This window comes from Lentzea sp. (genome assembly GCF_036380075.1).
In the GTDB taxonomy this organism is placed as follows: Bacteria; Actinomycetota; Actinomycetes; order Mycobacteriales; family Pseudonocardiaceae; genus Lentzea.
Genome location: NZ_DASVFL010000342.1, coordinates 1 through 24,935, shown reverse-complemented (window position 1 = coordinate 24,935; position 24,935 = coordinate 1). Strand labels below are relative to the sequence as shown.

26 protein-coding genes and 1 tRNA gene are annotated in these 24,935 nt (G+C 67.8%); 4 read left to right on the top strand and 23 right to left on the bottom strand.

The features are described from left to right. Positions 1–968, bottom strand: a 968-nt coding sequence (locus tag VF330_RS36545) for an FHA domain-containing protein (protein WP_330856312.1), incomplete at its 3' end; no start/stop codon positions are given. A gap of 2 nt (positions 969–970) precedes the next feature. Next, positions 971–3,442 (bottom strand): DUF4407 domain-containing protein, encoded by a 2,472-nt coding sequence (locus VF330_RS36540; RefSeq protein ID WP_330856311.1) that lies wholly within the window; start codon positions 3,440–3,442, stop codon positions 971–973. Between the two features lie 208 nt (positions 3,443–3,650). Between VF330_RS36540 and VF330_RS36535 the strand changes: the two genes are divergently transcribed. Both VF330_RS36535 and VF330_RS36530 read left to right on the top strand, forming a co-directional pair. Continuing rightward, positions 3,651–4,061 (top strand): hypothetical protein, encoded by a 411-nt coding sequence (locus VF330_RS36535; protein WP_330856310.1) that lies wholly within the window; start codon positions 3,651–3,653, stop codon positions 4,059–4,061. 117 nt (positions 4,062–4,178) lie between these two features. Then, positions 4,179–5,303, top strand: a complete 1,125-nt coding sequence (locus VF330_RS36530) for a recombinase family protein (RefSeq protein ID WP_330856309.1) — start codon at positions 4,179–4,181, stop codon at positions 5,301–5,303. Between the two features lie 323 nt (positions 5,304–5,626). On the opposite strand, the gene VF330_RS36525 is transcribed toward VF330_RS36530, so the two are convergent. The 13 genes from VF330_RS36525 to VF330_RS36465 all read right to left on the bottom strand — a co-directional run bounded on the left by VF330_RS36525 (position 5,627) and on the right by VF330_RS36465 (position 15,494). After that, positions 5,627–5,703, bottom strand: a tRNA-Leu gene (locus VF330_RS36525). A 118-nt stretch (positions 5,704–5,821) separates the two neighbouring features. Then, the gene (locus VF330_RS36520; RefSeq protein ID WP_330856308.1) at positions 5,822–6,922 is read right to left on the bottom strand and encodes a hypothetical protein; all 1,101 of its coding nucleotides are present in this window, start codon (positions 6,920–6,922) and stop codon (positions 5,822–5,824) included. Then, positions 6,919–7,041, bottom strand: coding sequence for a hypothetical protein (locus VF330_RS36515; protein WP_269083663.1), 123 nt, complete (start codon positions 7,039–7,041; stop codon positions 6,919–6,921). Before VF330_RS36515 ends, VF330_RS36520 begins: the two co-directional genes overlap by 4 nt. A 220-nt stretch (positions 7,042–7,261) precedes the next feature. Next, a complete protein-coding gene (locus VF330_RS36510) occupies positions 7,262–8,587 on the bottom strand; it encodes an NAD(P)/FAD-dependent oxidoreductase (protein WP_330856307.1) in 1,326 nt (441 codons plus the stop codon). A 142-nt stretch (positions 8,588–8,729) separates the two neighbouring features. Continuing rightward, positions 8,730–9,191, bottom strand: a complete 462-nt coding sequence (locus tag VF330_RS36505; protein ID WP_330856306.1) for a hypothetical protein — start codon at positions 9,189–9,191, stop codon at positions 8,730–8,732. Then, complete coding sequence (locus VF330_RS36500) at positions 9,185–10,414, bottom strand: DUF58 domain-containing protein (protein WP_330856305.1); 1,230 nt, start codon at positions 10,412–10,414, stop codon at positions 9,185–9,187. Before VF330_RS36500 ends, VF330_RS36505 begins: the two co-directional genes overlap by 7 nt. Continuing rightward, positions 10,411–11,352, bottom strand: coding sequence for a MoxR family ATPase (locus VF330_RS36495; protein ID WP_330856304.1), 942 nt, complete (start codon positions 11,350–11,352; stop codon positions 10,411–10,413). Before VF330_RS36495 ends, VF330_RS36500 begins: the two co-directional genes overlap by 4 nt. Continuing rightward, positions 11,349–11,699, bottom strand: a complete 351-nt coding sequence (locus tag VF330_RS36490; protein ID WP_330856303.1) for a hypothetical protein — start codon at positions 11,697–11,699, stop codon at positions 11,349–11,351. The genes VF330_RS36495 and VF330_RS36490 overlap by 4 nt, the downstream gene beginning before the upstream one ends. Continuing rightward, positions 11,696–12,295, bottom strand: a complete 600-nt coding sequence (locus VF330_RS36485) for a DUF4129 domain-containing protein (protein WP_330856302.1) — start codon at positions 12,293–12,295, stop codon at positions 11,696–11,698. Before VF330_RS36485 ends, VF330_RS36490 begins: the two co-directional genes overlap by 4 nt. Positions 12,296–12,358: 63 nt before the next feature. Beyond that, positions 12,359–13,198 carry a GSU2403 family nucleotidyltransferase fold protein gene (locus VF330_RS36480; RefSeq protein WP_330856301.1) on the bottom strand — a complete coding sequence of 280 codons (840 nt, stop codon included), beginning with the start codon at positions 13,196–13,198 and terminating at the stop codon, positions 12,359–12,361. Next, positions 13,195–14,277 (bottom strand): hypothetical protein, encoded by a 1,083-nt coding sequence (locus VF330_RS36475; RefSeq protein ID WP_330856300.1) that lies wholly within the window; start codon positions 14,275–14,277, stop codon positions 13,195–13,197. The genes VF330_RS36480 and VF330_RS36475 overlap by 4 nt, the downstream gene beginning before the upstream one ends. A gap of 139 nt (positions 14,278–14,416) precedes the next feature. Continuing rightward, positions 14,417–14,890 carry an SMI1/KNR4 family protein gene (locus VF330_RS36470; protein WP_330856299.1) on the bottom strand — a complete coding sequence of 158 codons (474 nt, stop codon included), beginning with the start codon at positions 14,888–14,890 and terminating at the stop codon, positions 14,417–14,419. A 10-nt stretch (positions 14,891–14,900) separates the two neighbouring features. After that, the gene (locus VF330_RS36465; protein WP_330856298.1) at positions 14,901–15,494 is read right to left on the bottom strand and encodes a uracil-DNA glycosylase; all 594 of its coding nucleotides are present in this window, start codon (positions 15,492–15,494) and stop codon (positions 14,901–14,903) included. A gap of 60 nt (positions 15,495–15,554) precedes the next feature. Here VF330_RS36465 and VF330_RS36460 point away from each other — a divergent pair, with 60 nt between their 5' ends. Together VF330_RS36460 and VF330_RS36455 are read left to right on the top strand one after the other, a co-directional pair. Then, the gene (locus VF330_RS36460; protein ID WP_330856297.1) at positions 15,555–17,012 is read left to right on the top strand and encodes a S10 family peptidase; all 1,458 of its coding nucleotides are present in this window, start codon (positions 15,555–15,557) and stop codon (positions 17,010–17,012) included. Beyond that, positions 17,009–17,458, top strand: coding sequence for a GNAT family N-acetyltransferase (locus VF330_RS36455; RefSeq protein ID WP_330856296.1), 450 nt, complete (start codon positions 17,009–17,011; stop codon positions 17,456–17,458). The genes VF330_RS36460 and VF330_RS36455 overlap by 4 nt, the downstream gene beginning before the upstream one ends. Before the next feature lie 48 nt (positions 17,459–17,506). Here VF330_RS36455 and VF330_RS36450 read toward each other — a convergent pair whose 3' ends face one another. The 8 genes from VF330_RS36450 to VF330_RS36415 form a co-directional block, all read right to left on the bottom strand. Then, positions 17,507–18,502: a dipeptide ABC transporter ATP-binding protein gene (locus VF330_RS36450; RefSeq protein ID WP_330856295.1), complete on the bottom strand. Its 996-nt coding sequence runs from the start codon at positions 18,500–18,502 to the stop codon at positions 17,507–17,509. Then, positions 18,495–19,445, bottom strand: coding sequence for an ABC transporter ATP-binding protein (locus VF330_RS36445; RefSeq protein ID WP_330856294.1), 951 nt, complete (start codon positions 19,443–19,445; stop codon positions 18,495–18,497). Before VF330_RS36445 ends, VF330_RS36450 begins: the two co-directional genes overlap by 8 nt. Positions 19,446–19,490: 45 nt before the next feature. Then, positions 19,491–20,465, bottom strand: a complete 975-nt coding sequence (locus tag VF330_RS36440; RefSeq protein WP_330856293.1) for an ABC transporter permease — start codon at positions 20,463–20,465, stop codon at positions 19,491–19,493. Continuing rightward, on the bottom strand, positions 20,458–21,387 hold the full coding sequence (locus tag VF330_RS36435; protein WP_330856292.1) for an ABC transporter permease: 930 nt from the start codon (positions 21,385–21,387) through the stop codon (positions 20,458–20,460). The genes VF330_RS36440 and VF330_RS36435 overlap by 8 nt, the downstream gene beginning before the upstream one ends. Before the next feature lie 121 nt (positions 21,388–21,508). Next, entirely contained in the window at positions 21,509–23,134 is a 1,626-nt protein-coding gene (locus VF330_RS36430; protein ID WP_330856291.1) for an ABC transporter substrate-binding protein, read from the bottom strand. Between the two features lie 176 nt (positions 23,135–23,310). Continuing rightward, positions 23,311–24,252, bottom strand: coding sequence for a Ppx/GppA phosphatase family protein (locus tag VF330_RS36425; RefSeq protein ID WP_330856290.1), 942 nt, complete (start codon positions 24,250–24,252; stop codon positions 23,311–23,313). Positions 24,253–24,261: 9 nt separating this feature from the next. Beyond that, positions 24,262–24,444 (bottom strand): DUF397 domain-containing protein, encoded by a 183-nt coding sequence (locus VF330_RS36420; RefSeq protein ID WP_330856289.1) that lies wholly within the window; start codon positions 24,442–24,444, stop codon positions 24,262–24,264. A gap of 11 nt (positions 24,445–24,455) precedes the next feature. Beyond that, positions 24,456–24,935, bottom strand: a 480-nt coding sequence (locus VF330_RS36415) for a DUF5753 domain-containing protein (protein ID WP_330856288.1), incomplete at its 5' end; no start/stop codon positions are given.

Here is a 24,935-nt window from a genome sequence, read left to right as displayed (position 1 = left end):
ATGATGTACCGGCCATCGACCTTGCACAGCTGAGCGCCGTCGAACGTGGTTGCCATGCTGTTGCCGCCGCTGCGGTCCTTGATGGCGCCGTCAATCACCGCGACCATCTCCGCGGGTGCGAGCTGATCCTTCATGTCGGCGGCCATCTCCACCGCGAGCCGGGACGCGACCTCGCCGTCCGGGCGTCCGCCGACGCCATCGGCGACCGTAACGAACGCGCTGCTCGTGAAGTAGTTGTCCTCATTGTGCTCTCGCTCGCCGCGGTGGCTCGCCGCGGCGGCCGACAGAACGAGTTTCTCGACCGCTCCCTGCGGAGTCCGCAACACCAGCACAACCTCCCGGCCGATCCCGATCCGGTCACCGGATTCCAGCGCCACCGCGGCGCCTGGGGCGGCGGACACCCCGTTGACGAACGTGCCGTTACCCGTCTCACGGCTGCGGAGATGCCATCGGCCGTCCCGGTAGAGCAGCGTAAAGTGCCGACGGCTCACCGTAGTCGCGTCCACCAGCACATCGCTTTCGGGCGAGCGGCCGACCTCCACGACGTCCTTGGTGAGAAGAACGTCGACGAGCGGCCCCGTCGTGGAACGCAGCGACGCGGTGGGCGGGCGCTCGGCCCGCTGAACCAGGTCGGGAGGACCGGCCTGGTCGAACAGCACGACCTCGCGCGACAGCTCCGCACGTGTCGGTTCGACAGGCTTGCACTTCAGGAGCCGTGGCTCGACCGGAGGAGTGTCGATCATGACGGTGGGCGGCTCATGGCCGGTGCGGACTTCGACGACCTCGCGTCCGGATCGCTGTACGCCCTCGTGCTCCTCGCTCACCACCGTATGGCCACACCGGCACGGTTCGGCTGGCCTGCGGGCCAGGTAGCGCTCGACCAGGAAGGGCACCAGACGCCGGACGATCATCATGTTCACCGCCAGAACGAGAAGGAGGAGCAGCAAGAACCCCACAACTTCCTTCATGATCAAAAACCCTCCTTCGGCAACGATTCGATCGCCGTCGCAGCGTTCCGCCCGAAATCGAAGTCCGCGTTCGGGGCGTCACCCATCGCCATCGGGCGAGGAGCAGGCACGTTTGGCAGGGCGTGGGCGCCGACCTCCATGTGCACCACGTCAGCCCGGCGCAGCCCCTCCACGACGGCGGCCAGCTCACGCAGCGCAGACTCATGCACCGGCTCATCACCCTCTCGTCCGACGCGACGCGTGGCGCGCGGGTGCAGCCATTGGCCGAGCAGCTGCGACAGCGGTGCAAGGGCATCGGTGTCCAAGCCGTTGACGGCGAAGAAGTCGCTCAGCGGAACGGGTTTCGCGCCGGTGATGAGGCTGGCCAGTTCGTTGTCAGAACCGGGTTTGACGCCCTCGTCGTCGAGCAGGCCCGCCCACTTCGCCTCGAGTTTGAGAGGCGGCTGTCCGGTAATCATGGCGTAGAGAACGGCGCCGACCGCGCGGATGTCGCACAGCGGGGAAACCCAGTTTGAGTTGCCACCCGGTTTGGCGTTGATCTGCTCAGGCGGGGCGTACCAGAGGGAGAACCCGTGCGCGCCGTCGAGAGTGGCGCTGTGGTCCCGGTCGATCGCTTCGGCCAGCCCCCAGTCGATGATCCGAACCTGACCAGCGTCGTCGAATGCGATGTTCGACGGCTTTATGTCGAAGTGCACGAGGTTCTTGCCGTCGTGGGTGAAGGCGGCCAACAGCCCCCGCAATAGTTGCTCGGTGATCGTCAACGCCCGCGAGAGGGTGAGGACGTCCGTCGCCTCGTCCATCAGCTTCTGCACCGTTCCGTTGGCATAGAAAGGAGTGACGACGAACCAGCCGAACTTCGGGTCGTAGCCCGCGTGCAGCACGCGGGTGACGTACGGGCTTATCTCGGTGCCGTCCGACGGCAGCGAGTTCACCTCACGCCACCCAGTGCTGCTCCGGCGTCGCTCGGGCAGGTCGACGCGCTTCACCGCGACGAGCTCGGGCGTGGCCGAAGTGTCGGAGACGTGCCGAGCGAGGTACGGAGTGCGCCAGGCTAGTGCCAGGTCAGCGTTCTCGATGTGCCAGAGGAGCTGCCACTGCTGGTCCACGACGGGACCGGTGGCCGCCCGGTCCCAGACCGCGCTCTCCTGGGGATCAATTGTCGACGGGCCTCCCGACGGCGAGGCTTCCGGTTGGCTTGAGTGATGAAAGCCGACGTCGTCGACGGCATCCAGACCACTGCCGCGGACGCGTTCGGCATGGCTCGCGACGAGGCTTCGGATCTCGAAGTCGGTGTCGCGTGCCTCCCGCTCCCCCTCGATCCGGAACTGGTTGTCGACCACGACCTTGTCGTGGGCGACCGAGCGGTCGTGGCGGTACCGGTCCTTCTGGTCTTCCTCGTCCGCGGCCAGCGCGAGACGGCGATCGTGCCGGACGAGCTGGTCACGCACCCGCGCCTTCAGGTTGCGCTCGTGCGGTGACCGCGGCGAGGTCAGCTTGAGCAGTAGCGGGGCGAGGTCCACGAGCAGGATCAAGCCGCGCATGACGTTCTGCATGACGCGGACCGACGGATCCTGCCGCGCCAATTCGGCCAGAGCGCGTTCACGGTCGCCGATGCCGTGGGGCCGGTTCAGATCGTCGAGCCTGCGAGTCAGTTCGCCGGCGCGCTTCTCGTCGGAGGACACCTTCGCGATGTCGTAGTCGAACTGTGCCTTCGCGCGATCCGTGACGGCCTTGTCGTACCTTTCCTGGGCTCTCTTGAGATCGCCGCGGCGCTCGTTGGTGCGGTCGCCGAACCCGATCTGCCCGGTGCCGGCCCACCCTCCCTGCTCCGCGTCAAGTGCCGAGTTCGCCTGGGCGACGGCCGTTGCCGCGTCGGAGACCTCTTTCTTCGCAACCTCCAAGCGGCTGTACTCGTTCGCGTAGAGAGTTGCCCAGTACGGGTCGGCGTTGACCTCGTCGGTGATCTCCCTGGTCCGGCGAGCGTGCCCGTCGTCAAACTTCGCCTCCAGTTCGTGACTGAAGACGAGCATGATCACGGGTTCCGAGATGGACACCCCGATCAGCACCGCGATCGAGAGGCGGACGACGAGCAGCGCCACCCGGCGACTCACGCCGAAGACCGCGTTCCAACGTGGCGAACCGGACTCGTCAAGCCGACCGTAGTCGACGGAACTGACTACCCATCGGTCGACGTTGAAGATGAACAGGGCCCAGATCAACCCGAGCACCGGGTAGACCGCGTTGAACCTGCCGGTCGCCAACGTGAGCGCGATGACCAGCGCACACCCCGAGAAGATCGCCGTCACGCAGACCGACATCCCCATGACGGTGTACCGGGTGCGATCCGCGGGGCCCGAGGGGTTGTCGTCGCCGGTCAACAACTTCGGATCGACGCCGACGACCCTCAGCATGAGGTTCCGTCGCTGCGGAGCCGCCCGGGACTCGCGGCGCGACAACCACGCGGTCAGCACCACGATCGTTCACCTCCCGTGCAATCGGTCCTGCGTTGTGCAGTGATCGTCGATCGCCGGGTGCTTTGTCGTCAGCCCTAGCGCTGGGGTTACGCGCAGCGCTAGGAGATAGTCCTGAAGTCGGGTCCGTTCCCCCCAGCGCTAGCAAGAAGTTCAACATCAAAGGTGACCACAATCGACGGTGTACGAGCAGTGTTCGAGAGGGGTGGTCATGGGTAACGGAACGCCGTTCGGTGGGTTGGTCGCCGCGGTGCTCGGCCTGTCAGTGACGTGGTGGATGTTGAGCCGGAGGAGGATGGTCGCCGACATCGAGCCGGCACCGGTCGTGGAGACGGTCACCCCGCGCGCCGACATCGTGCCCGCGGATCTGCTGGACCTGTTGGACCGTCAGCTCTCCCAGGCGACCGAGTCGGACGAGCGCTTGAAGCGCTACCTGGTGCTGGCCCGGCGGGCGCAGTGGTTCCCAGTGCCGTGGATCCTGTTGGCGGGCGGTGGTCTTGGGCTGATTGCATGGGCAAGCAGCGGATCGTGGGCCTCCGCTACCGGTGTCGGCGTCGCCTCTGCGTGCGGAGCGGCCGCAGCCTGGTTCATCAAGCTGACCAAGAAGACGCCCAAACTGTGACGATGCCACATAACCGGCACGCCGGACGCGTGTGGCAGGCAGCCGGAGACGCTGCGTCGCCTAACCTGTTCCCGCACCTGTCCGCGAACCTTCGCGAGGCCCCTGACCTGCTGCTATGTGGCTCGGCGCACGTACGAAGGGCTCTCAATCGAACGCGAGTTGGAGTGGGTTGAAGTCCCGCTGTTCACCTCCAACAAGCCGATCACGCTGACCGGCAGCCGGGCGCAACGAATCCTGCAGCGGCGGATCAATCAGTCCGTGGCCGAGTACGAGGTGCTCAACACGCTGGAGCAGTCGTGGGGCGGGTTGTGCACGCACGTCCGTAAGGGCTGGAACATCGGTAAGCCTCCGTACAGATACAAGGCCAAGACCTACCGGCATCCCAACCCGACCAAGACCGCCAAGGGGCAGACGAAGACGCGGCTGGAGCCGGACGGCATCAGGGCCGAGGCCGTCACCCAGATCGCGATGTGGCGTCACCACCAGGGCCTGGGCTACGGCACGATTGCCGATCTGCTCAACGCCGACCTGGCCAAATACCCGCCACCTCAACCGCCCAGAAAGGCGCGGGCGCGAGGCGCTTGGAGCAAGTCCAGTGTCTGCGACCTCCTGCGGAACCCGAAGTACACCGGGTTTCAGGTGTTCAACCGGCGGGCCACGTGGTCGAAGCGCGGGAAGGTCAACTCGCCGGTTCTGTGGGTTTGGTCGCCCGAGCCTGTGCACGAGCCGCTGATTCCGAAGTGGATGTTCGACGAGATGGCCGCAAAGCGGCGGGCGAGGCAGGGCTCACGCGACGACGATGCGAGCGTGCACTGCACGGCCACGCGTACGTACCTGCTGCGCGGCATGGTGTTCGACGCGTGTGGCCGGCGGATGTACGGCAGCTTCCGCAACAAGCGCGTCTACTACATGTGCTCAGCGCGCAGCAACAACCGCGGACGGCCCGACAAGTACTCCGACCATGCCGAGGTGGTCTATGTCCGCGAGGACGCGATCATGGAGGGCATTACGGCCTTCTTCACGGATCGCGTGTTCGGTCCGGAGCGGCGCGCCCTGCTCGAAGCCGATCTAGCGGCCGTCGACGACCGTGAAGCCGAACAGCAGCGCGCTGAAGCAGAGCGGGTCGAGCGAGCGCTCGCCGACATCGAACGGCGGCAGGCTGCGATCCTCCGCCAGGCGCAGGACGGCGACGACGCGTTCAGCCGTGGGCTGCGGCAGACCTACAACGAACTGGACGAATAGCGGCGGACGCTGGTGACGAAAGACACAGTGATTGGTACACCAGTGCCAACCGGGCCGAAACCCGAGGACATCGCCCTGCTCGACGCCCTTCCGTACCTGGTCGCGAACCTGAGCAAGGCACCTGACCTGCTGCTACGGCGACTGTTCAAGATCACCCAGCTCGGCGTCCGCCTGAACGATGACCATGATCAACTTCTGGTTACTCTCCGACTCCCCTCCCAGCATCTTTCGGAGGTAGCCAATACGGCCGAACGGATTGCCGAAGCAGTGGCCGCAGAGAGTGAAACGCCTGGTCAGGTACCCGATCCTTGTGCGGATCCAGTTGGTACCCCCGACGGGATTCGAACCCGTACTGTGATCCTTTTAAGGGACCTGCCTCTACCGATTGGGCTACGGGGGCGCGGTGAGCCTAGGGCTTGATCGTCAGCTTGTGTGAGCGGATGGTCGTTTCTCGCCCGAGCGGCCCAGCGAATTGGACTGGAGCGAGCATCCGGGTAAGCGTCGAACGGACCCGAACGTCACCGTGTCCTCCCCGCTCCGAGCAGCTCCTTGAAGCGCAGCGCCACCCAGTCGTGCACGGCCGTGGAGACAGAGTTGTCGCCCGCGCGGTGCTCGAACCAGCGCCAGTCGCAGTTCACGTTGATCTCCAGGAACACGTGCTCGGAGCCGGTCACGAGCAGGTCGAACGCCGCCACCTGCACCCGCCAGTGGCGGGCCAGGGCCAGCAGCCGGTCCGAGAGGGACGTCGGGACCTGGGTGGGCGTGACGCGGACCGCGTCGGGATCCACCCAGAGTTGCGCCGGGTCGAGCTTGTCGACCTGGTAGGCGATGCAATGCTCGCCCACGACGAACACGCGCAGCTCCGTGTCGGACGGGACGTACTCCTGCACGATCACCGGCGCCGGCTCCGGGGCGTCCGAGGCTCGGGAGGTCTCCAGCGGGCGCGGGAAGAGGCCGTGCTGGACGCCCGGTCGTGGTTCCAGGAGGTGGCGGCCTGCCGTCTTCACGATGCAGCGGCCGCCGCCGGGGCGGGTTCGGCCCGGCCGGGTCGTCACGGCGGTGCGGGGGATCCTCAGACCGAACGCGGCGGCGTCGGAAAGCTGTGTCAGGCGGTCCAGGTGCGTCGAGAAGCGCGACGGGTTCACGTGGGCCCAGTCGGAGCGGGAGGACAGCCAGTTGGCCACTGAGGCCCACTGGTCGACGGCGTAGGCGCCGGCCAGGGTTCCGGGTTCGACGGGGACGGCGGAGAGCTCGAAGTGGCGGCGCCACACCAGCAGGGGGCGCAGGAGCCAGCGGTCGAGCTCGACCAGCGGCTGGTCGGTGTAGACCGACAGCGGCAGGTCCACGCAGCGGTCGGCGTCGATGCGGGCCATCCGGATGCCGCGCTCGGCCAGTGCGATGGAGAGCTCGTTCATCTCCATGTCGGCGGCGCGGGCCAGGACGAGCACGCAGGGTTGCGGGTTGCCGTCGCCCTCGTCGACCATGCCGAGGCGGTGGACCTGTTCCTGGAAGTCCAGGCACTTGGGCGGTGAGCGGAAGAGGTAGTCCTGCCCCTGCAGGAGCAGGGGTCGAGCAGCCTCGGACGGGGCACCCGGCACCCGCCCGTCAGCTGACCTCAATCGTCCTTCTTGCTGCGGAAACTCTGCCCCGCCTGCGCGTACTCCGCGGCGTACTGCGCCAACGCGGGGTCCTCGATCTCACCGCGACGAAGCTGTGCGGCCAGCTCCTCGAGAGACATCGGGTTCACCTCTCTCCCCACATGGCGAATCACGCATTCAGGTGATGCACCAGCCGTAGTCTCCGAAACACGTAACGCAATGTCAAGGCAGCCCTCGAAGCTTACGCCGAACGGGGGCTCAAGTTCCGCCTGAGGAGCAGAAAAGTGCCCCGAATGAGGTCTCATTCGGGGCACTTCGTCACTCACAGAGAGTGAAAGCGGACGTCACTCGCGGAAGCGGTCAGGACTGCACCGCGCGGTCGAAGTCCGACTTCGGGTCGTTGATCTGGCCGAGCGCCACGACCTCGCGGCCGTAGAACAGCGCCTGCGTCCAGTCCATCAGCACGCGCAGCTTGCGGTTGACGGTCGGCATGAACGCCACGTGGTAGCTGCGGTGCATGAACCACGCCGGCACGCCCTTGAAGCGCAGGCCGAACACGTCCGCGACGCCCTTGTAGAGGCCAAGGCCCGCGACCGAGCCGAGGTACTTGTGGAAGTAGTCCTTCGGCTTCTGGCCGCGCAGCGACGCGACGATGTTCTTGGACAGCAGCTTCGACTGGCGGATGGCGTGCTGCGCGTTCGGCACGCACGTCGCCGTCGGGTCCTCGTCGGTGCGCGAGAGGTCCGGCACCGCGGAGCAGTCACCGGCGGCCCACACGCCGTCGAGGCCCTGGACCTGCATGGCGGCGGTGCACCGGACGCGGCCGCGCTCGTCGAGCGGGAGGTCCGTGTTGCGCAGCACCGGGTTCGCCTTCATGCCGGCGGTCCAGATGATGGTGTCGGAGTCGAACTCGGTGCCGTCGTCGAGGATGACGTGGCCACCCTCGAGCGACTTCACGCGGGTGTCGAGGTAGATCTTGATGCCGCGCTTCTCCAGCGCCTCGACGGTCCACGCGCCGAGCTTGGCGGACACCTCGGGCATGATCCGGCCCATCGCCTCGACGAGGACCCAGTTCATCTCCTCGGGCTTGATGCCCTCGTAGTACTTGAGCGCATACCGCGTCATGTCCTCGAGCTCGGCGAGCGTCTCGATGCCCGCGAAGCCGCCACCGATCACGACGAAGCTGAGCAGCTTCTTGCGCAGGTCCGCGTTGTTCGTGCTCGCGGCCTGGTCCAGGCGCGACAGCACGTGGTTGCGGACGTAGATCGCCTCGCCGATCGTCTTCATGCCGATGCCGACCTCGGCCAGGCCGGGGATCGGGAGCGTGCGGGAGATCGCACCCAGCGCGGAGACGAGCACGTCGTACTCGATCTCCTCGACGTGGCCGTCCGACAGCTCGGCGGTCACGATCTTGCGCGCGTGCTCGATCCTGGTGACGCGGCCGGTGACGACGTGGCAGCGCTTGAGCACCTTGCGCAGGGGGGCGACGACGTGGCGCGGCTCGATCGAGCCGGCCGCCGCCTCGGGCAGGAAGGGCTGGTAGGTCATGTGCGGCTGCGGGTCGATCACCGTCACGGAAGCCTCACCGGAACGCAGTTTCTTCTGCAGTCCGAGAGCCGTGTACATACCGACGTACCCACCGCCGACAATGACGATTCGCGTGGGTTGCGACTTCACAGCAGCCATACACACATGGTGGCACCACGACCCCCTTTTTCGCGCGTCCGGAGGGGCTGTTGTGACTACCGTCGCCAGGTGATGCGGGACACGATCGGGGCTGACCTGGGAGTTGAGCGGAAGTTGAGGTGTTCTCGCTGAGAGGACCGATTCAGATCCTCAGCGCGACGACCCCGGTGAGGACCGTCAGAGCACCCAGTCCGAGGAGCTCCACGAGCCCGATCGCGGCACCCGACGGGATGAACGCGGCGAACGCCGCGAAGCCGAACGAGATCAATTGGACAATGGCGAACCGGCGGGCCGGTGCTTTCAGCGCAGCGGGCTCGATCTTCGTTTTCACCGGAACGACCGCGGCGATGGCGGAAGTCACGTGAATGAGGTGTAACGCGGGGATCAACAACAGAACACCGAGCCTCAGCGGGTGCCCTTCGCCGAACGCCATCGCGAGCGCCGCGTACCCGATGAGCAACGCCGCTCCGGCGCTCCCCGGCATCAGCACCGTCACGACCGTCAGCGCCGCGACGATCACCACTGGAGCAATCGAGTCGGCCTCCAGGTGCAGGATCACCGCCACGGGCAGCGCGGCGAGCACGATCGCCAGTCTCGTCAGCATTCGGACGTCACCCGCACCCCGTGCTCGGCCATGCGCCGCAGCCTCAGCCGGTGCTCCGCCGCGATCATCTCGGCGGCCACCTCGCCCCACGGCGCCTCCGGGTCGGGCAGCAGCGGCGACGGCAGCGTGTCAATCGCCAGGACGACGTGGCCGTGCTTGCGGGTCTGCACGGCCAGCTCGGCGATCTCGTCGTCCAGGAACGGCGACAGCAGCACGACGACGGACCCGTGCGGCAGCTTGCGCAACGCCACCCGTGACGCCCACCCGGCGGCCTGCACGCACACGACGAGCTGTGTGCGGATCCGCATCAGGTGCCGCCGCCCCACCCCGGCCCGGACGTTGAGCTGCGGCCGGCCGAGGTCCGTCAACGCCACCCGGTCGCCCTGCCGCAGGTATCCGGCGGCCATCGACGCGGCACGGCGCACCGCGCGGTCCAAGCTGCCGTCAGGACGCGTCGTGGCGCCGTAATGGGGTGACGACCAGTCCGCGACGGCCGGACCGACGTCCTGGCGCGTGTCGAGCGCCAGGACGACCTCCGCGTCGGCCTCGGCGTGCCGTTCGCGGACGTGGACCGTGCCGGTGCGGGTGGTGACGCGCCAGTCGATGCGCTTGAGCCGGTCCCCCGGCTGGAACGCGCGGATGTCGCGCAGCTCCGTCGAGTCGCCCGCCCGCGGCGACCGGTGGACGCCGACCAGGCCCGCGGGCCGCGGCGGCAGCGGGCCGGACGGGTGGTGCTCGACCGGCGGCAGGATCGTGCGGACGTGCTCGGTGCCGACGATCGGCCCGTAGACGTGCATGCCGTCAGGTCCGGCGAAGAGGTGGTCGAGGCGCAGGTCGACGCCGGGTCCCCACGCGTCGCGCCGGATCTCCACGGGCAGGTCCGGCGAGTGCGCGGGGACGGCCCTCACCCCGCCGGGCAGCTTGACCACCGCGATCTCGGCGTCCGCGCCGTCGACGTGCGCGACGGTGTGCACCACTCCGGCGCCCGCGCCGCGCGGCACCGGCCGGACGCTGACCGTCGGAGTGCCCTTCGGCTTGTGGCTGAGCAGCACGGACAGCACCAGCGGCACGCCGAACAGCACCAGCTCCACCTGGTGCAGGAACAGCCCGGCGGCGACGAGCCCGACGCCGAGCCAGACCGCGCGCGAGTAGGCGTCGGTGGGGTGCCAGTGCGCGCCGTGCGACTGGGCGAAGGCCTCCCGGATCTTGTCGGCCCTGCTCATGCGCTGGGTGGGCCCGGGACCTTGCCGAGCAGCTCGGTGACGACCTGGACACCGTTCACGCCGGACGTCCACGTCTCGGGCTTCATCACGAGCCGGTGCGCGAGAGCGGCGACCGCGCACTCCTTGACGTCCTCGGGCGTGACGTACGCCCGTCCGTCCAAAGTGGCCAGAGCGCGGGCGACGAGCACGAGCGCCTGGGCGCCGCGCGGTGACGCACCGACCTCGACGGACGGGTGCCTCCGCGTCGCCACGGCGAGATCCACGCAGTACCGCAGGAGATCGTCGTCCACTGTGGTCTGTTCGAGCTCGGCCTGGAGCTCGGCGAGACGCCCCTGAGCGAACACCGGCGGCACCTCGGCGTCCTCGCGCTGCCGCGCGATCCGCCGGCGCAGGACCTCGACCTCCTCGTCCGGGGGCGGGTAGCCGATGTCGAGCCGCACCAGGAACCGGTCGAGCTGCGCCTCGGGCAACGGGTAGGTGCCCTCGTACTCGACGGGGTTCGAGGTCGCCAGCACGTGGAACGGCCGCGGCAGCCCGAACGTGCGTCCCTCGACCGTGACCTGCCGCTCCTGCATGGCCTCCAGCAGCGCCGACTGGGTCTTGGGCGGCGTGCGGTTGATCTCGTCGGCGAGCAGCAGCCCGGTGAACACGGGCCCCTGGTGGAACTCGAACTCGCGGCTGCCGGGGTCGTAGAGGAACGACCCGGTGACGTCCGCGGGCAGCAGGTCCGGCGTGCACTGCAGGCGGCGGAACTCCAGGCTCAACGCCTGCGCGAGCGACCGCGCGATCAGCGTCTTGCCCAGGCCCGGCACGTCCTCCAGCAGCACGTGCCCGCCCGCCAGCACGGCGGCGAGCGCGAGCCGCACCGTCCGCGTGCGCCCGACGACGACCTCGCCGATCGCGTCGAGGACGGCTTTCGCCTCCAGTTCGATGGTCACTCGACCCTCCTGAGCCTTTCCGCGAGGTCCTTCGGATCCGGCATCTCGGCCGCGTCGATCCCGAGTCGTGCGAGCCGGGCGCGGAACCGCTCCTGGTAGCGCCTCGGGTTCTCCGCCGCCTCCTGCAACCGGCTCGCGAGCGTGCTGGCGTGCGCGGAGCTGATCGAACCGGGCGGCGGCGGGTCGGCGCTCCAGACGATGTCCGTGGCCCGCGGCAGCCTGCTGACCAGCAGCGCGAACGCGGTGGGCGGCACGGCCAGCGCCGCGGCCCACGCCGGTGACGCGCCGAGCCACCACACGACCACGCCGATGACCGTCCCGACCACCAGTGCCAGCACGGTTCTCACGTGAGCTCCCGGATGATGCGGCTGAGTTCCTGCTGTGCCTCTTCGGCCTGGTCGCGCGTCACGTCCTCGTGCCCGAACCGGGCGCGCTGGTAGAGGTCCCTCAGGACGTTGGCGTCGACGCCCAGCCCGTTCGTGAACTCGGTGGGCGTCTGGTGCGGTTTCCTCGGCTCGGTCGACTCCAGCGCGAGCCAGGCGGCGATCACGGCGTCCCGCGGCGGCCGTCGCGGGTGGGCGGTGAACTCCTGCAGCGCCTTCTCGACGCGCCGGATCACGGGCGCCGGTTCGGCGTCGTGGCCCTCGACCTCGATGCCGCGACTGCCCCGGCGGCGCCGCCAGCGGGGCAGCTCGATGGCGAGGACGATGCCGACCAGTCCGAACAGGACGAGCCCGACGAGGACCAGCAGCAACACCGTGAACGGCACGGCGATGACGTCCGGCAGGTCCTGCGGCAGCGTGAGGTCGACACCCGGTTCGCGGTTCTGCGGCGGCGGGCGGTCGTCGAGGCGGTTGACCAGCGTGATCGGCGACGCGCCGCTGGCCGCGACGACGACGATCAGCAACGCCGCCACCGCCGCTCCCGCGCGCCACCACTTCATGCCGTGCAGCCTTACACGGTTCGGGCGGAGCGGGACGATCCTTTGGCGAACTCGCGGGTATCGCTATTCGAACCGCTCCGCCGGCACCAGCCCGTCGAGTTCCCGCAGCAGGTCGTCGGCCAAGAGGACCATCGACAACTTGATCTGGTCGGGGTCCCCGAACACGGACTCGGCCTCCGCGGCGAGCGATGGCAGGAGGTCGTCCGTCTCTGCCGCCAGCTCGCGCAGCTCAACGAGTGCCTTCTCGGTCACCGCGCGGGACAACTCGTTCGACGCCAGGCCGCGCAAGCGCTGTGCCAACCCGGTGAAGTCGGGCACAGCTCGGAGCAGGCGAAGCACGTCCAACGCGTCCTTCGGCTTCAACCGGTGGGGCTGTTCCCGCCTCTCGGCGATCTTGATGACCTTGGAGACGACGAGTGCGCCAGGTCCGGCGACCTTGATCTCGAATGATCGCAAGTCCACGGCGTCCAACGCGGCGACGACTCGGACGTCGTTGTCCACCACCGCCGCCTCCAGCCCCGCTGTCCTGCGAGCGGTCAGCTTGTCGTCGTGCGGCGGTTGAAGGCGCGCGGAGCGGTGTTTCGGACTGCCGCCGCACAACCTCTCGGGTGCCATCAGATCGACCGCGATTCCACCTCGGCCCAACCAACTCCCCGGCTGGTTGCCCGGGACGAACCCCGCCGCACGCATCGCATCCACGACGGAAGGTTCGTGCGCCAGCTTTCCGGGGATGAGCGCGAGGTCCGCGTCCGTCGTCGTCGGTGCGGTCGCGAAGTCGGCGGAACCGGAGTGCAGGTACACCGCCTGTGCGCCGACGAGGACGAGCGCGTCCCGGTGAGCTCCCAAACCCTCGAGGGCGTCCAGCAACACGGTGCGCGCCTGGACGTACTCCGGTGAGATCATTCGTTCCATCCTGCTTCGGTGTCGCCGAGCACGGCGAGCAACTGCTCGGCTTCTTCCGTCGAACGACCTGGTCCAGTGACCAGGTCTGCCACCGCTTGCGCCGGAGCGGTGTAGTCGAGCCCGTCGACGTTGCGCGATTTCGCGAAGACGACCTCGTCATACGGCCGCATCACGAGCACGTTCACGCCCCGCTCGACTGGCCGAAGCCCCAACAGGCCCATGATCCCGATCGGATCTTCGGCGTACAGGCTCAGCGAGAGCAACGGCGCCACTGCCACCAGTCCCACCGGCAGGTAGGCCCGCGCCGCGGCGGATCCCGTCAACGCGACCCGCGAGTCCGCAGTGCGCAACGTCGACAAGGCGTGGTCGAGGCCACGTGGATCCAGGGTGGTGATGACCTCGTTGGACGCCATGACCTTGTAGTCCTGAGCCCAGCGCTCGACCAGCGCCTGCTTGCGCACGGAGGTCACCGCTCCGTCCCCGTCCCTCGTGATGACGGCCTCCCGGTCGAGCAGCTCGAGCACTCGGGCACTCGTTCCGACGCCGACCCGTGCTTTCCCCGCGAGGTCGCGCACTCCGACGGGAACCGGGACTTCGCACAGTTCCAGGACGACCTTGGCCGCCGCCGGTCCCTTCAACGACCTGAGCAACCGATCGGCCGGATCCCTGAAGCCGCTCCGACTCGCCCCCGCACGATCGAGGAAGACAGCGGGCTTTTCGACTCTCAGCCGCAGGTTCCCCGTGAGATCGAACCAGCCCATGAGGTGGTGCTGTTCCATCTGCGCACGAGTCGTCGGGGACAGGAACGGAGCGGCCACGACCAATCCACCGATTGTGATGCCCTGCGATTTCGCCGCCTCTGCATACCGCTCCAGCTGCTGCGCGACCCTGGCAACGTCCCTCGGCACGATGACGCCCTTGCACTCGAGCAGCACCGTGGTCTCGGATCCATCCGGAGCAGTGATCACGAACGCGCCGTCCGGCTTGTGGTTGCCGGCCGCATCCAACGCCACCAGCCTGCTGAGTTCGATGGTCCAGGTCGACGGCAATACGACCCGGATGGCCTCGAAGGCCGCCATGACGAGCTCTACCTCGGTCGTTCCACGTTCCTTACCGTTCCGCGACACATGGAACATCTTAGTTTGCGGAACAGCGTGGTGGTAGCGGATACATCAGCACGTCCGGGTGAAACTCAGCCTTCTGGCAGCTCGTCCGCGGCTATTCGAACCGCTCCGCCGGCACCAGCCCGTCGAGGAACGTCCGCAGGTCGGGCGCCAACGCCAGCTCCGACTCGTCGTCCGCGTCGAGCCACACCACCGACGGCTCCCCCTCGGGCCCGCACTCCCGGTAGTCCAGGGCGATCCACCAGTGGCCGTCCCCCGTCAGCAGCACGACGGGCGACGGCAGGCCCCACTCCTCGACCAGGTAGGGCGTGTCCAGCAACGTCAGCGCGTTCCCCTCGGGCCCGATCCCCAGCACGGAGTCGAACGGCACGTGGTCGGGCGCCCAGGAGGTCGCTGACGTCGTGGGGAACGCGGATCGCCCGGAGACCACCGTGCCGCCGTTCTGCACCCGCAGCAGCTCCAGCAGCGCCTCGGGCAGCCGCACCCCGAGCACCTTCTCCGCAGCGGCGACGGTTGCGGACGTGAGCGGCGGCTGCACGCCGTAGGTGCCGGTGTCCCAGAACTCCACGGCGCGCATCCTAGGCAGGGCTGACGGCCCGTCGCAGGACGTCCTGCAGCATCTCCTGGGTCAGCCTGCCGGTGTAGGTGTTGTGCGGCGACACGTGGTAGCAGCCGAACACGCGCAGCCCGCCCATCTCCACCTCGACGCCGTGCCCGAACTTCGGCCGCTCCGGCCCCAGCAGCGGCAGGAACGCCTTCCAGCCGAACCCGCCCAGCACCACTACGGACCGCAGGTTCGGCATCAGCGCGATCTCTTCCTGCAGGAACGGCGAGCACCTGTCGCGTTCCTCGGCCGTCGGCTTGTTGTCCGGCGGCGCGCACCGCACGGGCGAGGCCATCCGCACGCCGTACAGCTCCATGCCGTCGTCCCGCGACCACGCCCGGGGCTGTGACGCGAGACCGATCTCGTACAGGGCCCGGTAGAGGAAGTCGCCGGACGGGTCGCCGGTGAACATCCGGCCCGTCCGGTTGCCGCCGTGGGCGGCCGGGGCGAGGCCCACGATGAGCAGCGAGGCGTCCATCGGCCCGAAGCCCGGCACCGGCTTGCCCCAGTACTCCTGGTCGCGGAACGCGGCCCGCTTCTCGACGGCGACCGACTCGCGCCACACCACCAGGCGGGGGCACGCTCGGCAGGCCGTTATCCGCTCGTCGAGTTCCGTAGTGTTGCTCCCATGTCCGAGGAGAAGACCGAAGAAAAGCCCGAGTCTCCGTCCGATGACCTCGTCACCACCCAGCACAGCATCACCGTCAAGGGCCGCGAACTGAGCTACACCGCGACCACCGGGCGTGTCGTGCTCAAGGAGGAGGTCCTCAAGGACGGCGTGTTCGAGGGCCACAAGCCCAAGGCCGAGGTGTTCCTGACCGCGTACACGCTCGACGGCGCCGACCCGCTCAAGCGGCCCGTGACGTTCGCGTTCAACGGTGGACCGGGTTCCGCCAGCGTGTGGCTGCACATGGGGCTCCTCGGGCCCCGCAGGGTGCTCAGCGGCGACGTCGGCAACCTGACCGCGCCGCCGTACGGGATCGCGGACAACGAGGAGACGCTGCTCGCCGAGAGCGACCTCGTGTTCATCGACCCGGTGTCGACCGGCTACTCGCGGGCGGCCAAGGGCGAGAAGCCGGGCAGCTTCCACGGCTACCAGCCCGACATCGACTCGATCGCCGAGCTCATCCGCCTGTGGACCTCGCGCAACGGCCGGTGGATGTCGCCGAAGTTCCTCTGCGGCGAGTCGTACGGCACGCTGCGCGCCGCCGGCCTGGCCGATCAGCTGCAGAAGAAGCACGGCATGTACCTCAACGGGCTCATGCTGATCTCCTCGGTGCTCGACTTCGCGACGCTGGAGTTCAACGAGGGCCACGACCTGGCCTACACGCTGTTCCTGCCCACGTACGCGGCCATCGCGAACTACCACGGCCTGCACGGCGACCGCCCGCTCAAGGAGGTGCTCGCCGAGGCCGAGGAGTTCGCGGTCCGCGACTACCCCTACGCCCTCGCGCGCGGCAACCGGCTGCCCGACGCCGAGCGCGCCGCCACGGTCGAGAAGCTGGCGCGGCTCACCGGCCTGACCGAGGAGTACGTGGACGCGGTCGACCTGCGCATCGAGCACATCCGGTTCTTCACCGAGCTGCTGCGCCGCGACCGCAAGACCGTCGGCCGCATCGACTCCCGCTTCACCGGCTGGGACACCGACTACGGCCGCGAGGGCATCTCCGCGGACCCGTCGATCGACGCGATCGTCGGCCCGTACTCGGCCACGCTCAACCACTACGTGCACTCCGAGCTGGGCTACTCCAGCGACCTGCCGTACGAGGTCCTCTCGCGGGTCATCGAGCAGTGGTCGTACAAGGAGTTCGAGGGCCGCCACGTCACGACCGCGGGCAAGCTGTCGGCGGCGATGAGGGCGAACCCGCACCTCAAGGTGCACGTGGCGTTCGGCTGGTACGACGGCGCCACGCCGTACTTCGCGGCCGAGCACCTCATCGCGCACCTGCAGATCCCGAAGGAGCTCACGGCGAACATCGAGTCGGCCTACTACCCGGCCGGCCACATGATGTACGTCCACGAGCCGTCTCGGATCCAGCAGTCCGAGGACCTCGCGAACTTCGTCCGGAACTCGTCCAACACGTGATCCTGGACCTGTCCGACGACGCCGTCCTGCGCGAGCTGTGGACGGTGCAGCGGCTGGCGTACGCCGTCGAAGCCGGGATCATCGGCTTCGACGGCATCCCGCCGCTGCACGAGTCGCTCGACGACCTGCGCGGCGCCGACGAGACCTTCCTCGGTCTGCACGACGAGGAGGGGCTGGCGGGTGCGGTGTCCTACCGGCTCGACGGGTCCACTGTGGACATCTGCCGGCTGGTGGTGCACCCGCGGGCGTTTCGTCGAGGGATCGCGTCGCGGTTGCTCGACGGGTTGCCCGACGGGCCGCAGACCGTGTCGACAGGCAGCAAGAACGAGCCGGCGCTCGCGTTGTACCGCGGGCGCGGGTTCGTGGAGGTCGGGGAGCGGGAGGTGGGTCCCGGGGTGTCGATCACGGACCTCGCGCGTCCCGCGGGAAGCCCTACGACGAGTTGAGGGGCCGCGCCCGCGGGCACGACCCCTCAGCCAGCTGAAGGACGACGGTCAGACGACCGCGCGCTCCTCGGCGAAGTGGCACGCGGCGGGGTGACCGCCGTTGCGCGACACCAGCTCCGGCACCTCGGTCGCGCAGATGTCCTGCGCCTTCCAGCACCGCGTGCGGAACCGGCAGCCCGAGGGCGGGTCGATCGGCGACGGCACGTCACCCGTCAGGCGGATGACGTCACGACGTCCGCGCTGGGTCGGGTCCGGCACCGGCACGGCCGACAGCAGCGCCTGCGTGTACGGGTGCATCGGGCGCTCGTAGATCTCGTCCTCGGTGCCGATCTCCACGATCTTGCCGAGGTACATCACCGCGACGCGGTCCGACAGGTGGCGGACCACCGACAGGTCGTGCGCGATGAAGACGTACGAGAGGCCCATCTCGTTCTGCAGGTCGCCCAGCAGGTTCATGACCTGCGCCTGGATCGACACGTCCAGAGCGGACACCGGCTCGTCGCACACGATCACCTTGGGCTTCAACGCCAGGGCGCGGGCGATGCCGATGCGCTGGCGCTGACCGCCGGAGAACTGGTGCGGGTACCGGTTGATGTGCTCCGGGTTGAGACCCACGGTCTCCAGCAGCTCTTGGACCTTGCGCTGCCGGTCGCCCTTGGGCGCGACCTCGGTGTGGATCTCGTAGGGCTCGCCGACGATGTCGCCGACCGTCATGCGCGGGTTCAGCGACGTGTACGGATCCTGCAGCACGATCTGGATGTCCCGGCGCAGCTTGCGCAGCTCCGAGCCCTTCATGCCGAAGATGTCGCGACCTTCGAACTTCGCGACGCCCGACGTCGGCGGTTCCAGGCGCATCAGCACCTGGGCCAGCGTGGACTTGCCGCAGCCCGACTCGCCCACGACGCCCAGGGTCTCGCCCTTGTTGAGCGAGAACGAGACGCCGTCGACTGCCTTGACGTGGCCCACGGTGCGCTTGAACAGCACGCCGACGCGGACCGGGAAGTGCTTGACGAGGTTCTCCACCTCGAGGATCGGCTCAGTCACGAGCGACGACCTCCTCCGCGATGTGGCACCGGCTGGTGCGGCCCATGCCGAGGTTGTGCACGGCAGGGACCTCGGTCACGCACCGGTCGAACACGCGCGGGCAGCGCGGGTTGAACGGGCAGCCGGGCGGGATGTTGGTCAGCGACGGCGGCAGACCCTTGATCGTCTTGAGCTCCTGGCCGCGCAGGTCCACGCGGGGCAGCGACTCGAGCAGCGACTCCGTGTACGGGTGTCCCGGCGCGCGGAACAGCTCGTAGACGTCGGCGTGCTCGACGATGCGGCCCGCGTACATGACCGAGATCCGGTCCGCGACGTCGGCGACGACGCCGAGGTCGTGGGTGATCAGGATCATGCCCATGTCGCGTTCCTTCTGGATCTCCGCCAGCAGGTCCATGATCTGGGCCTGCACGGTGACGTCCAGAGCGGTGGTGGGCTCGTCCGCGATCAGCAGCTCCGGGTCGAGCGCGAGCGACATCGCGATCATCGCGCGCTGCCGCATGCCGCCGGAGAACTGGTGCGGGTAGTCGGAGACCCTGCCCTTGGCGTTCGGGATCTTGACCTGGTCGAGCAGCTCGACCGCGCGCTTGCGGGCGTCCGCCTTGGACATCCCGCGGCGGACCTTGAGCTGCTCCTCGATCTGGAACCCGACCGTGAACACGGGGTTCAGCGCGGACAGCGCGTCCTGGAAGATCATGGCGATGCCCTCGCCACGCACCTCGCGGCGTTCGTCCGCCGACTTGGTCAGCAGGTCCTCACCGCGGAACTTGATGGTGCCGTTGGTGATGAACCCCGGCGGCGTGTCCAGGATGCCCATGATCGTCTGGGCGGTCACGGACTTGCCGGAACCGGACTCGCCCAGCACGGCCAGGGTTTCGCCCGCCGAGACGTGGTACGAGACGCCGTTGAGCACCTTCGCGACGCCGTCGCGGGTGCGGAATTCCACGTGGAGATCCTCGACCTCCAGCAATGGCTGAGTCACAGGGTTCCCCTATCGGGACTTGGGGTCGAGGGCGTCGCGCACGGCGTCGCCGAGCATGACGAAGGCCAGCACGGTGATCGTGACGAAGCCCGCGGGGAACAGCAGCATGTGCGGAGCCGACTGGAAGTAGTCGCGCGACTCGGAGATCATCACGCCCCACGACACGACCGGCGGGCGCAGGCCGATGCCGAGGAACGCGAGCGTCGCCTCGGCGCCGATGAAGGCACCCAGGGCGATCGTCGCGTACACCAGCACGGGCGCCACGGTGTTCGGCAGCAGGTGCCGGAACACGATCCGCAGCGGGGACGCGCCGAGACCGCGGGCGGCCTTGACGTAGTCCTGCTGCTTCGCGACCAGCGTCGCCGACCGCATGATGCGCATGGCCACCGGCCACGACAGCACGGCGATCGAGAGCACCACCTGGGTGATGATCCTGGCCACGCCGGGGTTCTCCGTGGGCGCGTTGAGCGTCGTCAGGATGACGATCGCACCGAGCACGAACGGGATGCCGGCGAAGATGTCGGCGAACCGCGAGAGCACCGAGTCGAGCCACGTCTTCGCGTAGCCGGCGATGATGCCGATGATCGACCCGATCAGCACCGTCAGGACCGTCGCGAAGATGCCGACGAGCAGCGACGCGCGGGCGCCGTGCATCGCACGGGCGTAGACGTCGTAGCCCTGAAGGTCGTAGCCGAACCACGCGTCGCCCGAGGGCGCCTGGAGCGACTTGTCGAGGTCGGCGGCACGCGGGTCGACCGACGTGAACAGCGTCGGCCAGATCGCCATCAGCACGATGACCGCGATGATCACCAGCGAGATGATGAACGTCGGCTTGCGGCGCAGCTCACCCCACGCGTCGCTCCAGAGCGAGCGGGGCTTGCGCTGCTTCTGCGACGAGTCGTCGACGTGGCTGGCCTGGTCGACACCGGCCGCCGCGGACGCCTCGAGTCCGGCTCCACCGGACACGGATCCTGGGTCACTCATAGCGAATCCTCGGGTCGAGAACGGCGTACAGGAGGTCGACGAGCAGGCTCATCAGCAGGTACACCAGCACCAGCAGGGTCACGATGCCCGTGACCATGACGCCTTCCTTCTCCTGGATGCCGCGGAAGATCAGGCCGCCGATGCCGTTGATGTTGAAGACGCCCTCGGTGACGATCGCGCCGCCGAGGAGGCTGCCGAGGTCGGTGCCGAGGAACGTGATCACCGGGATCAGCGAGTTGCGCAGCAGGTGGATGCCGACGACGCGGGTCTGCGGCTGGCCCTTGGCGATGGCCGTGCGCACGTAGTCGGAGCGCCGGTTCTCGACGATGCTGGAGCGGGTCAGCCTGGCGACGTAGGCCATCGAGAGGCTGCCGAGCACGAACCCGGGCAGGATCAGCTCGCCGAACGTCGGGTCGGAGCTGACCGAGGTGTCCATCAGGTCGAAGCCCTGCGGGCCGAGGTAGAGCCGCAGCACGAAACCGGTGACGAAGACCGGCAGCGAGATCAGGAACAGCGTCGAGACCAGGACCAGGTTGTCCAGGAAGCCCGACTTGCGCAGGCCCGTGAGGACGCCGGCGATGATGCCGATGACGGCCTCGATGATCAGCGCGATGATGCCCATCTTGAGCGTGATCGGCCACGAGGTGCTGATCTGCTCGCCGACGGAGATGCCGTTGAAGGTGGTGCCGAAGTCACCGACGACCAGGTTGCCCAGGTACTTGAAGTACTGGACCAGCAACGGGTCGTTCAGGTTGAGCTTTTGGCTCATCTCGGCGATGTAGGCCGGATCGCACGGCCGCTGGCCGCACTTGCCCGCGAAGGGGTCCTGCGGGATCGCCCAGACGAGGGCGTAGATCAGGAAGGTGGTCCCCAGGAAGACCGGTATCAGCTGCAGCAGACGGCGCAGCACATAGCGACCCATGAGGTCGGCTCCTTGCGTGGTGGGGGGCGCCCAAGGTCCTGGAACACCGCACCGGCCCCGCGCCCGTAACGCTCGAGGGACGCGGGGCCGGACGGGTGTTCAGAACTCAGGTGTTGAGCAATCAGGCCTTGACGCGGAACGACTCCAGGGCGCCCTGACGCTTGAACGACATCTTGGCGTCGAGCAGGTTCTTGGAGCGACCGCCGATGCCCTTCTCGTTCCAGGTCGGCATGGAGGGCAGGTCCTTGGCGATGATGTCCTCGGCCTGCTGGTAGATCTTGATCGCCTCGTCCTCGTTGGCCGTCTGGTCGGCCTTCTTGAGGAGCTCGTCGACCTGCGGGTTCGAGTAGTTCGAGTCGTTGGACGACCCACCCGTGCGGTACAGCGGGTTGAGGAAGTTCTCGATCGACGGGTAGTCGGCGGACCAGTCGGAACGGCTCATGCCGGTCAGCTGCTTGCCGTCGACGATCTGGCGGAACGCACCGAAGTTGGTGGCACCGACGAACTCGCAGTCCACGCCCAGCGTCTGCTTGATGCTGTTGCACGCCGCCTCGAGCGGCTCCTTGCGGCCACCGTCCTGGTTGGACTGGATGGTCAGCTTGCCGGTGAAGCCCGACTCCTTGAACAGCTCCTTGGCCTTCTCCGGGTTGTACTTGCAGTACTCACCACAGGTGTCGGCGCGGTAGCCCTTGATGCCGGGCGAGACGAAGCTGGTGGACGGCACGTACGAGCCGGCCAGCACGGTCTTCGTGATCTGCTCCCGGTTGATGGCCATCGAGACGGCCTGGCGCAGCTTGACGTTCTTGAAGGCGTCGATGTACTGCGGGAACGCGATCGCGCTCTGGCCGAGCAGGTTCGCGGTCACGACGGCGTCGCCCAGGTCGGCCTTGTACTTCTCGCCGACCTTGGCCGACGGGGGCAGGGCCTCCATGAAGTCCAGCTTGCCGGCGACCAGGTCCTGGTACGCGGTCTCCTGGGAGGAGTAGATCTTGTAGTCCAAGGTCTTGAAGTGGACCTTGTCCTCGCCCTTGTAGTCGTCGAAGCGCTCCATCTTGATCAGCGCGTTCGGCGTGCGGGAGACGAACTTGAGCGGGCCGTTGCCGATCGGCTTGGCCTCGGCGGCCTTCGGGTCCGCGAAGAACGAGTCGGCCATCGGCGAGAACGGCGTGTAGCCGATCATCGTCGTGAAGACCGAGGTCGGACCGTTGAGGGTGACCTTGAACTCGTAGTCGCCCACGAGCTCGAGACCGGACATCTTGTCCTTCGCCGGCTTGGCGTTCTCGTCGGCCGGGTGGACGTCCTCGAAGCCCGCGATCGGGGCGAAGAACGATGCCGCCTGCTGAGCGTTCGGCGCGTACGCGGCCCAGTTCCAGGCGTCGACGAAGTTCTTCGCCTTGACCTCGGTGCCGTCGTGGAACTTCCAGCCCTGCTTGATCTTGATGTCGTACACCTTGGCGTCACTCGAGGTGATCGACTCGGCCATCAAGTTGTAGGGGGCGCCGTCCTCGGTCTTGTACCCGACCAGACGCGAGAACAGGGAGTCGGTGACCTTGCCACCGCCCGCCTCGGTCGTGTTCGCCGGGAACAACGTGCTCTTGGGCTCGGTGCCGTAGATCGACACCGTGCCGTCCGGGTTGTCCTTGCCATCGGCAGCGTTGTTGCTGCTGCCACCGCCGCCGCCACATGCGCTGAGCGTCATGGCCAGCGCGGCTGGCAGAGCCACCCACGCAACCCGTGATCGCGACATCAGTCTCTCCCGCCTTTCCCCGGCGCCGCCGCAGATATTGCGTGCGCGCGCCTCCCCGGGAGGTCTCGTCCACCTCCCAAAACGTGAGAGGACGTTAACCGGGGCGTCCAGTAGTACGCGCACCGAAAGCGGTCACAAACTCGTCACGATCACCTCAAGAAGACCTTAATCCGCGGTTAGACCAGCGAAAACGCGATGCCGTCGAGGATGTCGTGCTCGCTGCACACGAGCGTGCGAATACCCGCGCGATTCTCCAGCTCGTCGGCAATCACGCGCAAGACCACCGCTCCACCGCAGATCACGTCCACCCGACCGGGGTGCATGGGCCCCAGCGCGGCACGCTCATCATGCGTCATGGAGAGGATACGGTCGGTGATTTCACGAACATTGTCAAGTGTGATGCGGCTGAGGTGAATATCGTCGCTGTTGTACACCTCCAGCCCCTGGACCAGGGCTGACAATGTGGTGACCGTGCCCGCGACGCCAATCCACGTCTTCATCTTCTCTACCGGGACGACTTCGAACGCTTCTTTGACCGCCTCACGCGCAAACGCTTCCGCCTGTGCGATTTCGTCCTTCGAGGGCGGGTCGGACTTGATGAACCGCTCGGTCAGCCGCACGCAGCCGATGTCCATCGACCTCGCGGCCTCGACCTCCGTGCCACCGCCGAGGACGAACTCGGTGCTGCCACCACCCAGATCGGTGACGAGGAAGGGTCCCTCGTCCGGGTCGAGGTCGGCCACCGCGCCGAGGTAGCTCAGCCGCGCCTCCTCGTCCCCGGTGATCACCTCGGCGGGCGCGCCGAGGACCGCCTCGGTCATGCCGAAGAACTCGTCGCGGTTGCTCGCGTCGCGCGTGGCACTGGTGGCGACCATGCGTGCGACCTCCACACCCTTGCGCTGCATCGTGCGCGCGTAGTCGAGGAGGGCCTGGCGCGTGCGTTCGATCGCCTCGGGGTGCAGCCGCCCGGTGGCGTCCACGCCCTGGCCGAGCCGGACGATCTTCATCTCGCGGTGCACGTCCCGCAGCCAGGCCGTGCCGTCGTCGCGCCTGGTGACGTCGGCCACCAGCAGCCTGATCGAGTTGGTCCCGCAGTCGATGGCCGCAACGCGCGACATGATCACTCCTCAGTGGTTCCGATGTTCGTCGGCAAGCATCGCGCACACGGAGGTGAGGAACGCGCCCCACGCCTGTTCCGACACCGGTAGGTGGGTGGCGGGCGCCTTGCTGTCGCGGATGCCGATGCCGTACCCGACCTCGACGCACTCGCTCCCGGATGCGCTGTAGCTACTCTTGCGCCAAGCCGACATCGAGCGCCTCCTCAGGCAAGCATGCTGGTGATCAACCTCCTCGATTGTTCCGGGTCCAGGGCATCCCGATCCAGCCCCTTCAACGTGGCGACGTACATGTCCAGCGACGCCTTGTCCTCCAGGAACAGGCCGGTGTTCAGGTTCTCCAGGTAGACGACCGGTTCGAACGTCTCGTAGACCAGCAGGGTGAAGTTGCTCGCCAGCCCGGCATGCGCCCCGATGGCAGTCGGGACGACCCTGAGGGTGATGTACCTGCGCAGCAACATCATCAGGATGTGTTCCAGCTGCGTCCTCATGACGGCAGGACCGCCGACGGGCAGTCGAAGCGCCTGTTCGTGCACGTAGAAGACGAACTCCCGCTCGTAGCTCAGGATCGCCTGGCGGTCGAGCTTCGCCCTGATCAGAGCGTCGATGTCGGCAGGTGCGAGCTTCCTGGTCGACTTCTCGGCCACCTCGCGGATGTAGCCGGCGATCTGGAGCAGGCCGGGGAC

What these genes read in the sequence shown, in the direction of transcription:
- VF330_RS36480 (WP_330856301.1), bottom strand. Translation starts at nt 13,198, where the DNA reads ATGATCTCACCGGAGTACGTCCAGGCGCGCACCGTGTTGCTGGACGCC.
- VF330_RS36515 (WP_269083663.1), bottom strand. Translation starts at nt 7,041, where the DNA reads ATGTCTCTCGAGGAGCTGGCCGCACAGCTTCGTCGCGGTGAGATCGAG.
- VF330_RS36430 (WP_330856291.1), bottom strand. Translation starts at nt 23,134, where the DNA reads ATGTCGCGATCACGGGTTGCGTGGGTGGCTCTGCCAGCCGCGCTGGCC.
- VF330_RS36420 (WP_330856289.1), bottom strand. Translation starts at nt 24,444, where the DNA reads ATGTCGGCTTGGCGCAAGAGTAGCTACAGCGCATCCGGGAGCGAGTGC.
- VF330_RS36510 (WP_330856307.1), bottom strand. Translation starts at nt 8,587, where the DNA reads ATGGCTGCTGTGAAGTCGCAACCCACGCGAATCGTCATTGTCGGCGGT.
- VF330_RS36505 (WP_330856306.1), bottom strand. Translation starts at nt 9,191, where the DNA reads ATGCTGACGAGACTGGCGATCGTGCTCGCCGCGCTGCCCGTGGCGGTG.
- VF330_RS36485 (WP_330856302.1), bottom strand. Translation starts at nt 12,295, where the DNA reads ATGAAGTGGTGGCGCGCGGGAGCGGCGGTGGCGGCGTTGCTGATCGTC.
- VF330_RS36535 (WP_330856310.1), top strand. Translation starts at nt 3,651, where the DNA reads ATGGGTAACGGAACGCCGTTCGGTGGGTTGGTCGCCGCGGTGCTCGGC.
- VF330_RS36440 (WP_330856293.1), bottom strand. Translation starts at nt 20,465, where the DNA reads ATGAGTGACCCAGGATCCGTGTCCGGTGGAGCCGGACTCGAGGCGTCC.
- VF330_RS36435 (WP_330856292.1), bottom strand. Translation starts at nt 21,387, where the DNA reads ATGGGTCGCTATGTGCTGCGCCGTCTGCTGCAGCTGATACCGGTCTTC.
- VF330_RS36460 (WP_330856297.1), top strand. Translation starts at nt 15,555, where the DNA reads ATGTCCGAGGAGAAGACCGAAGAAAAGCCCGAGTCTCCGTCCGATGAC.
- VF330_RS36475 (WP_330856300.1), bottom strand. Translation starts at nt 14,277, where the DNA reads ATGGCGGCCTTCGAGGCCATCCGGGTCGTATTGCCGTCGACCTGGACC.
- VF330_RS36425 (WP_330856290.1), bottom strand. Translation starts at nt 24,252, where the DNA reads ATGTCGCGCGTTGCGGCCATCGACTGCGGGACCAACTCGATCAGGCTG.
- VF330_RS36500 (WP_330856305.1), bottom strand. Translation starts at nt 10,414, where the DNA reads ATGAGCAGGGCCGACAAGATCCGGGAGGCCTTCGCCCAGTCGCACGGC.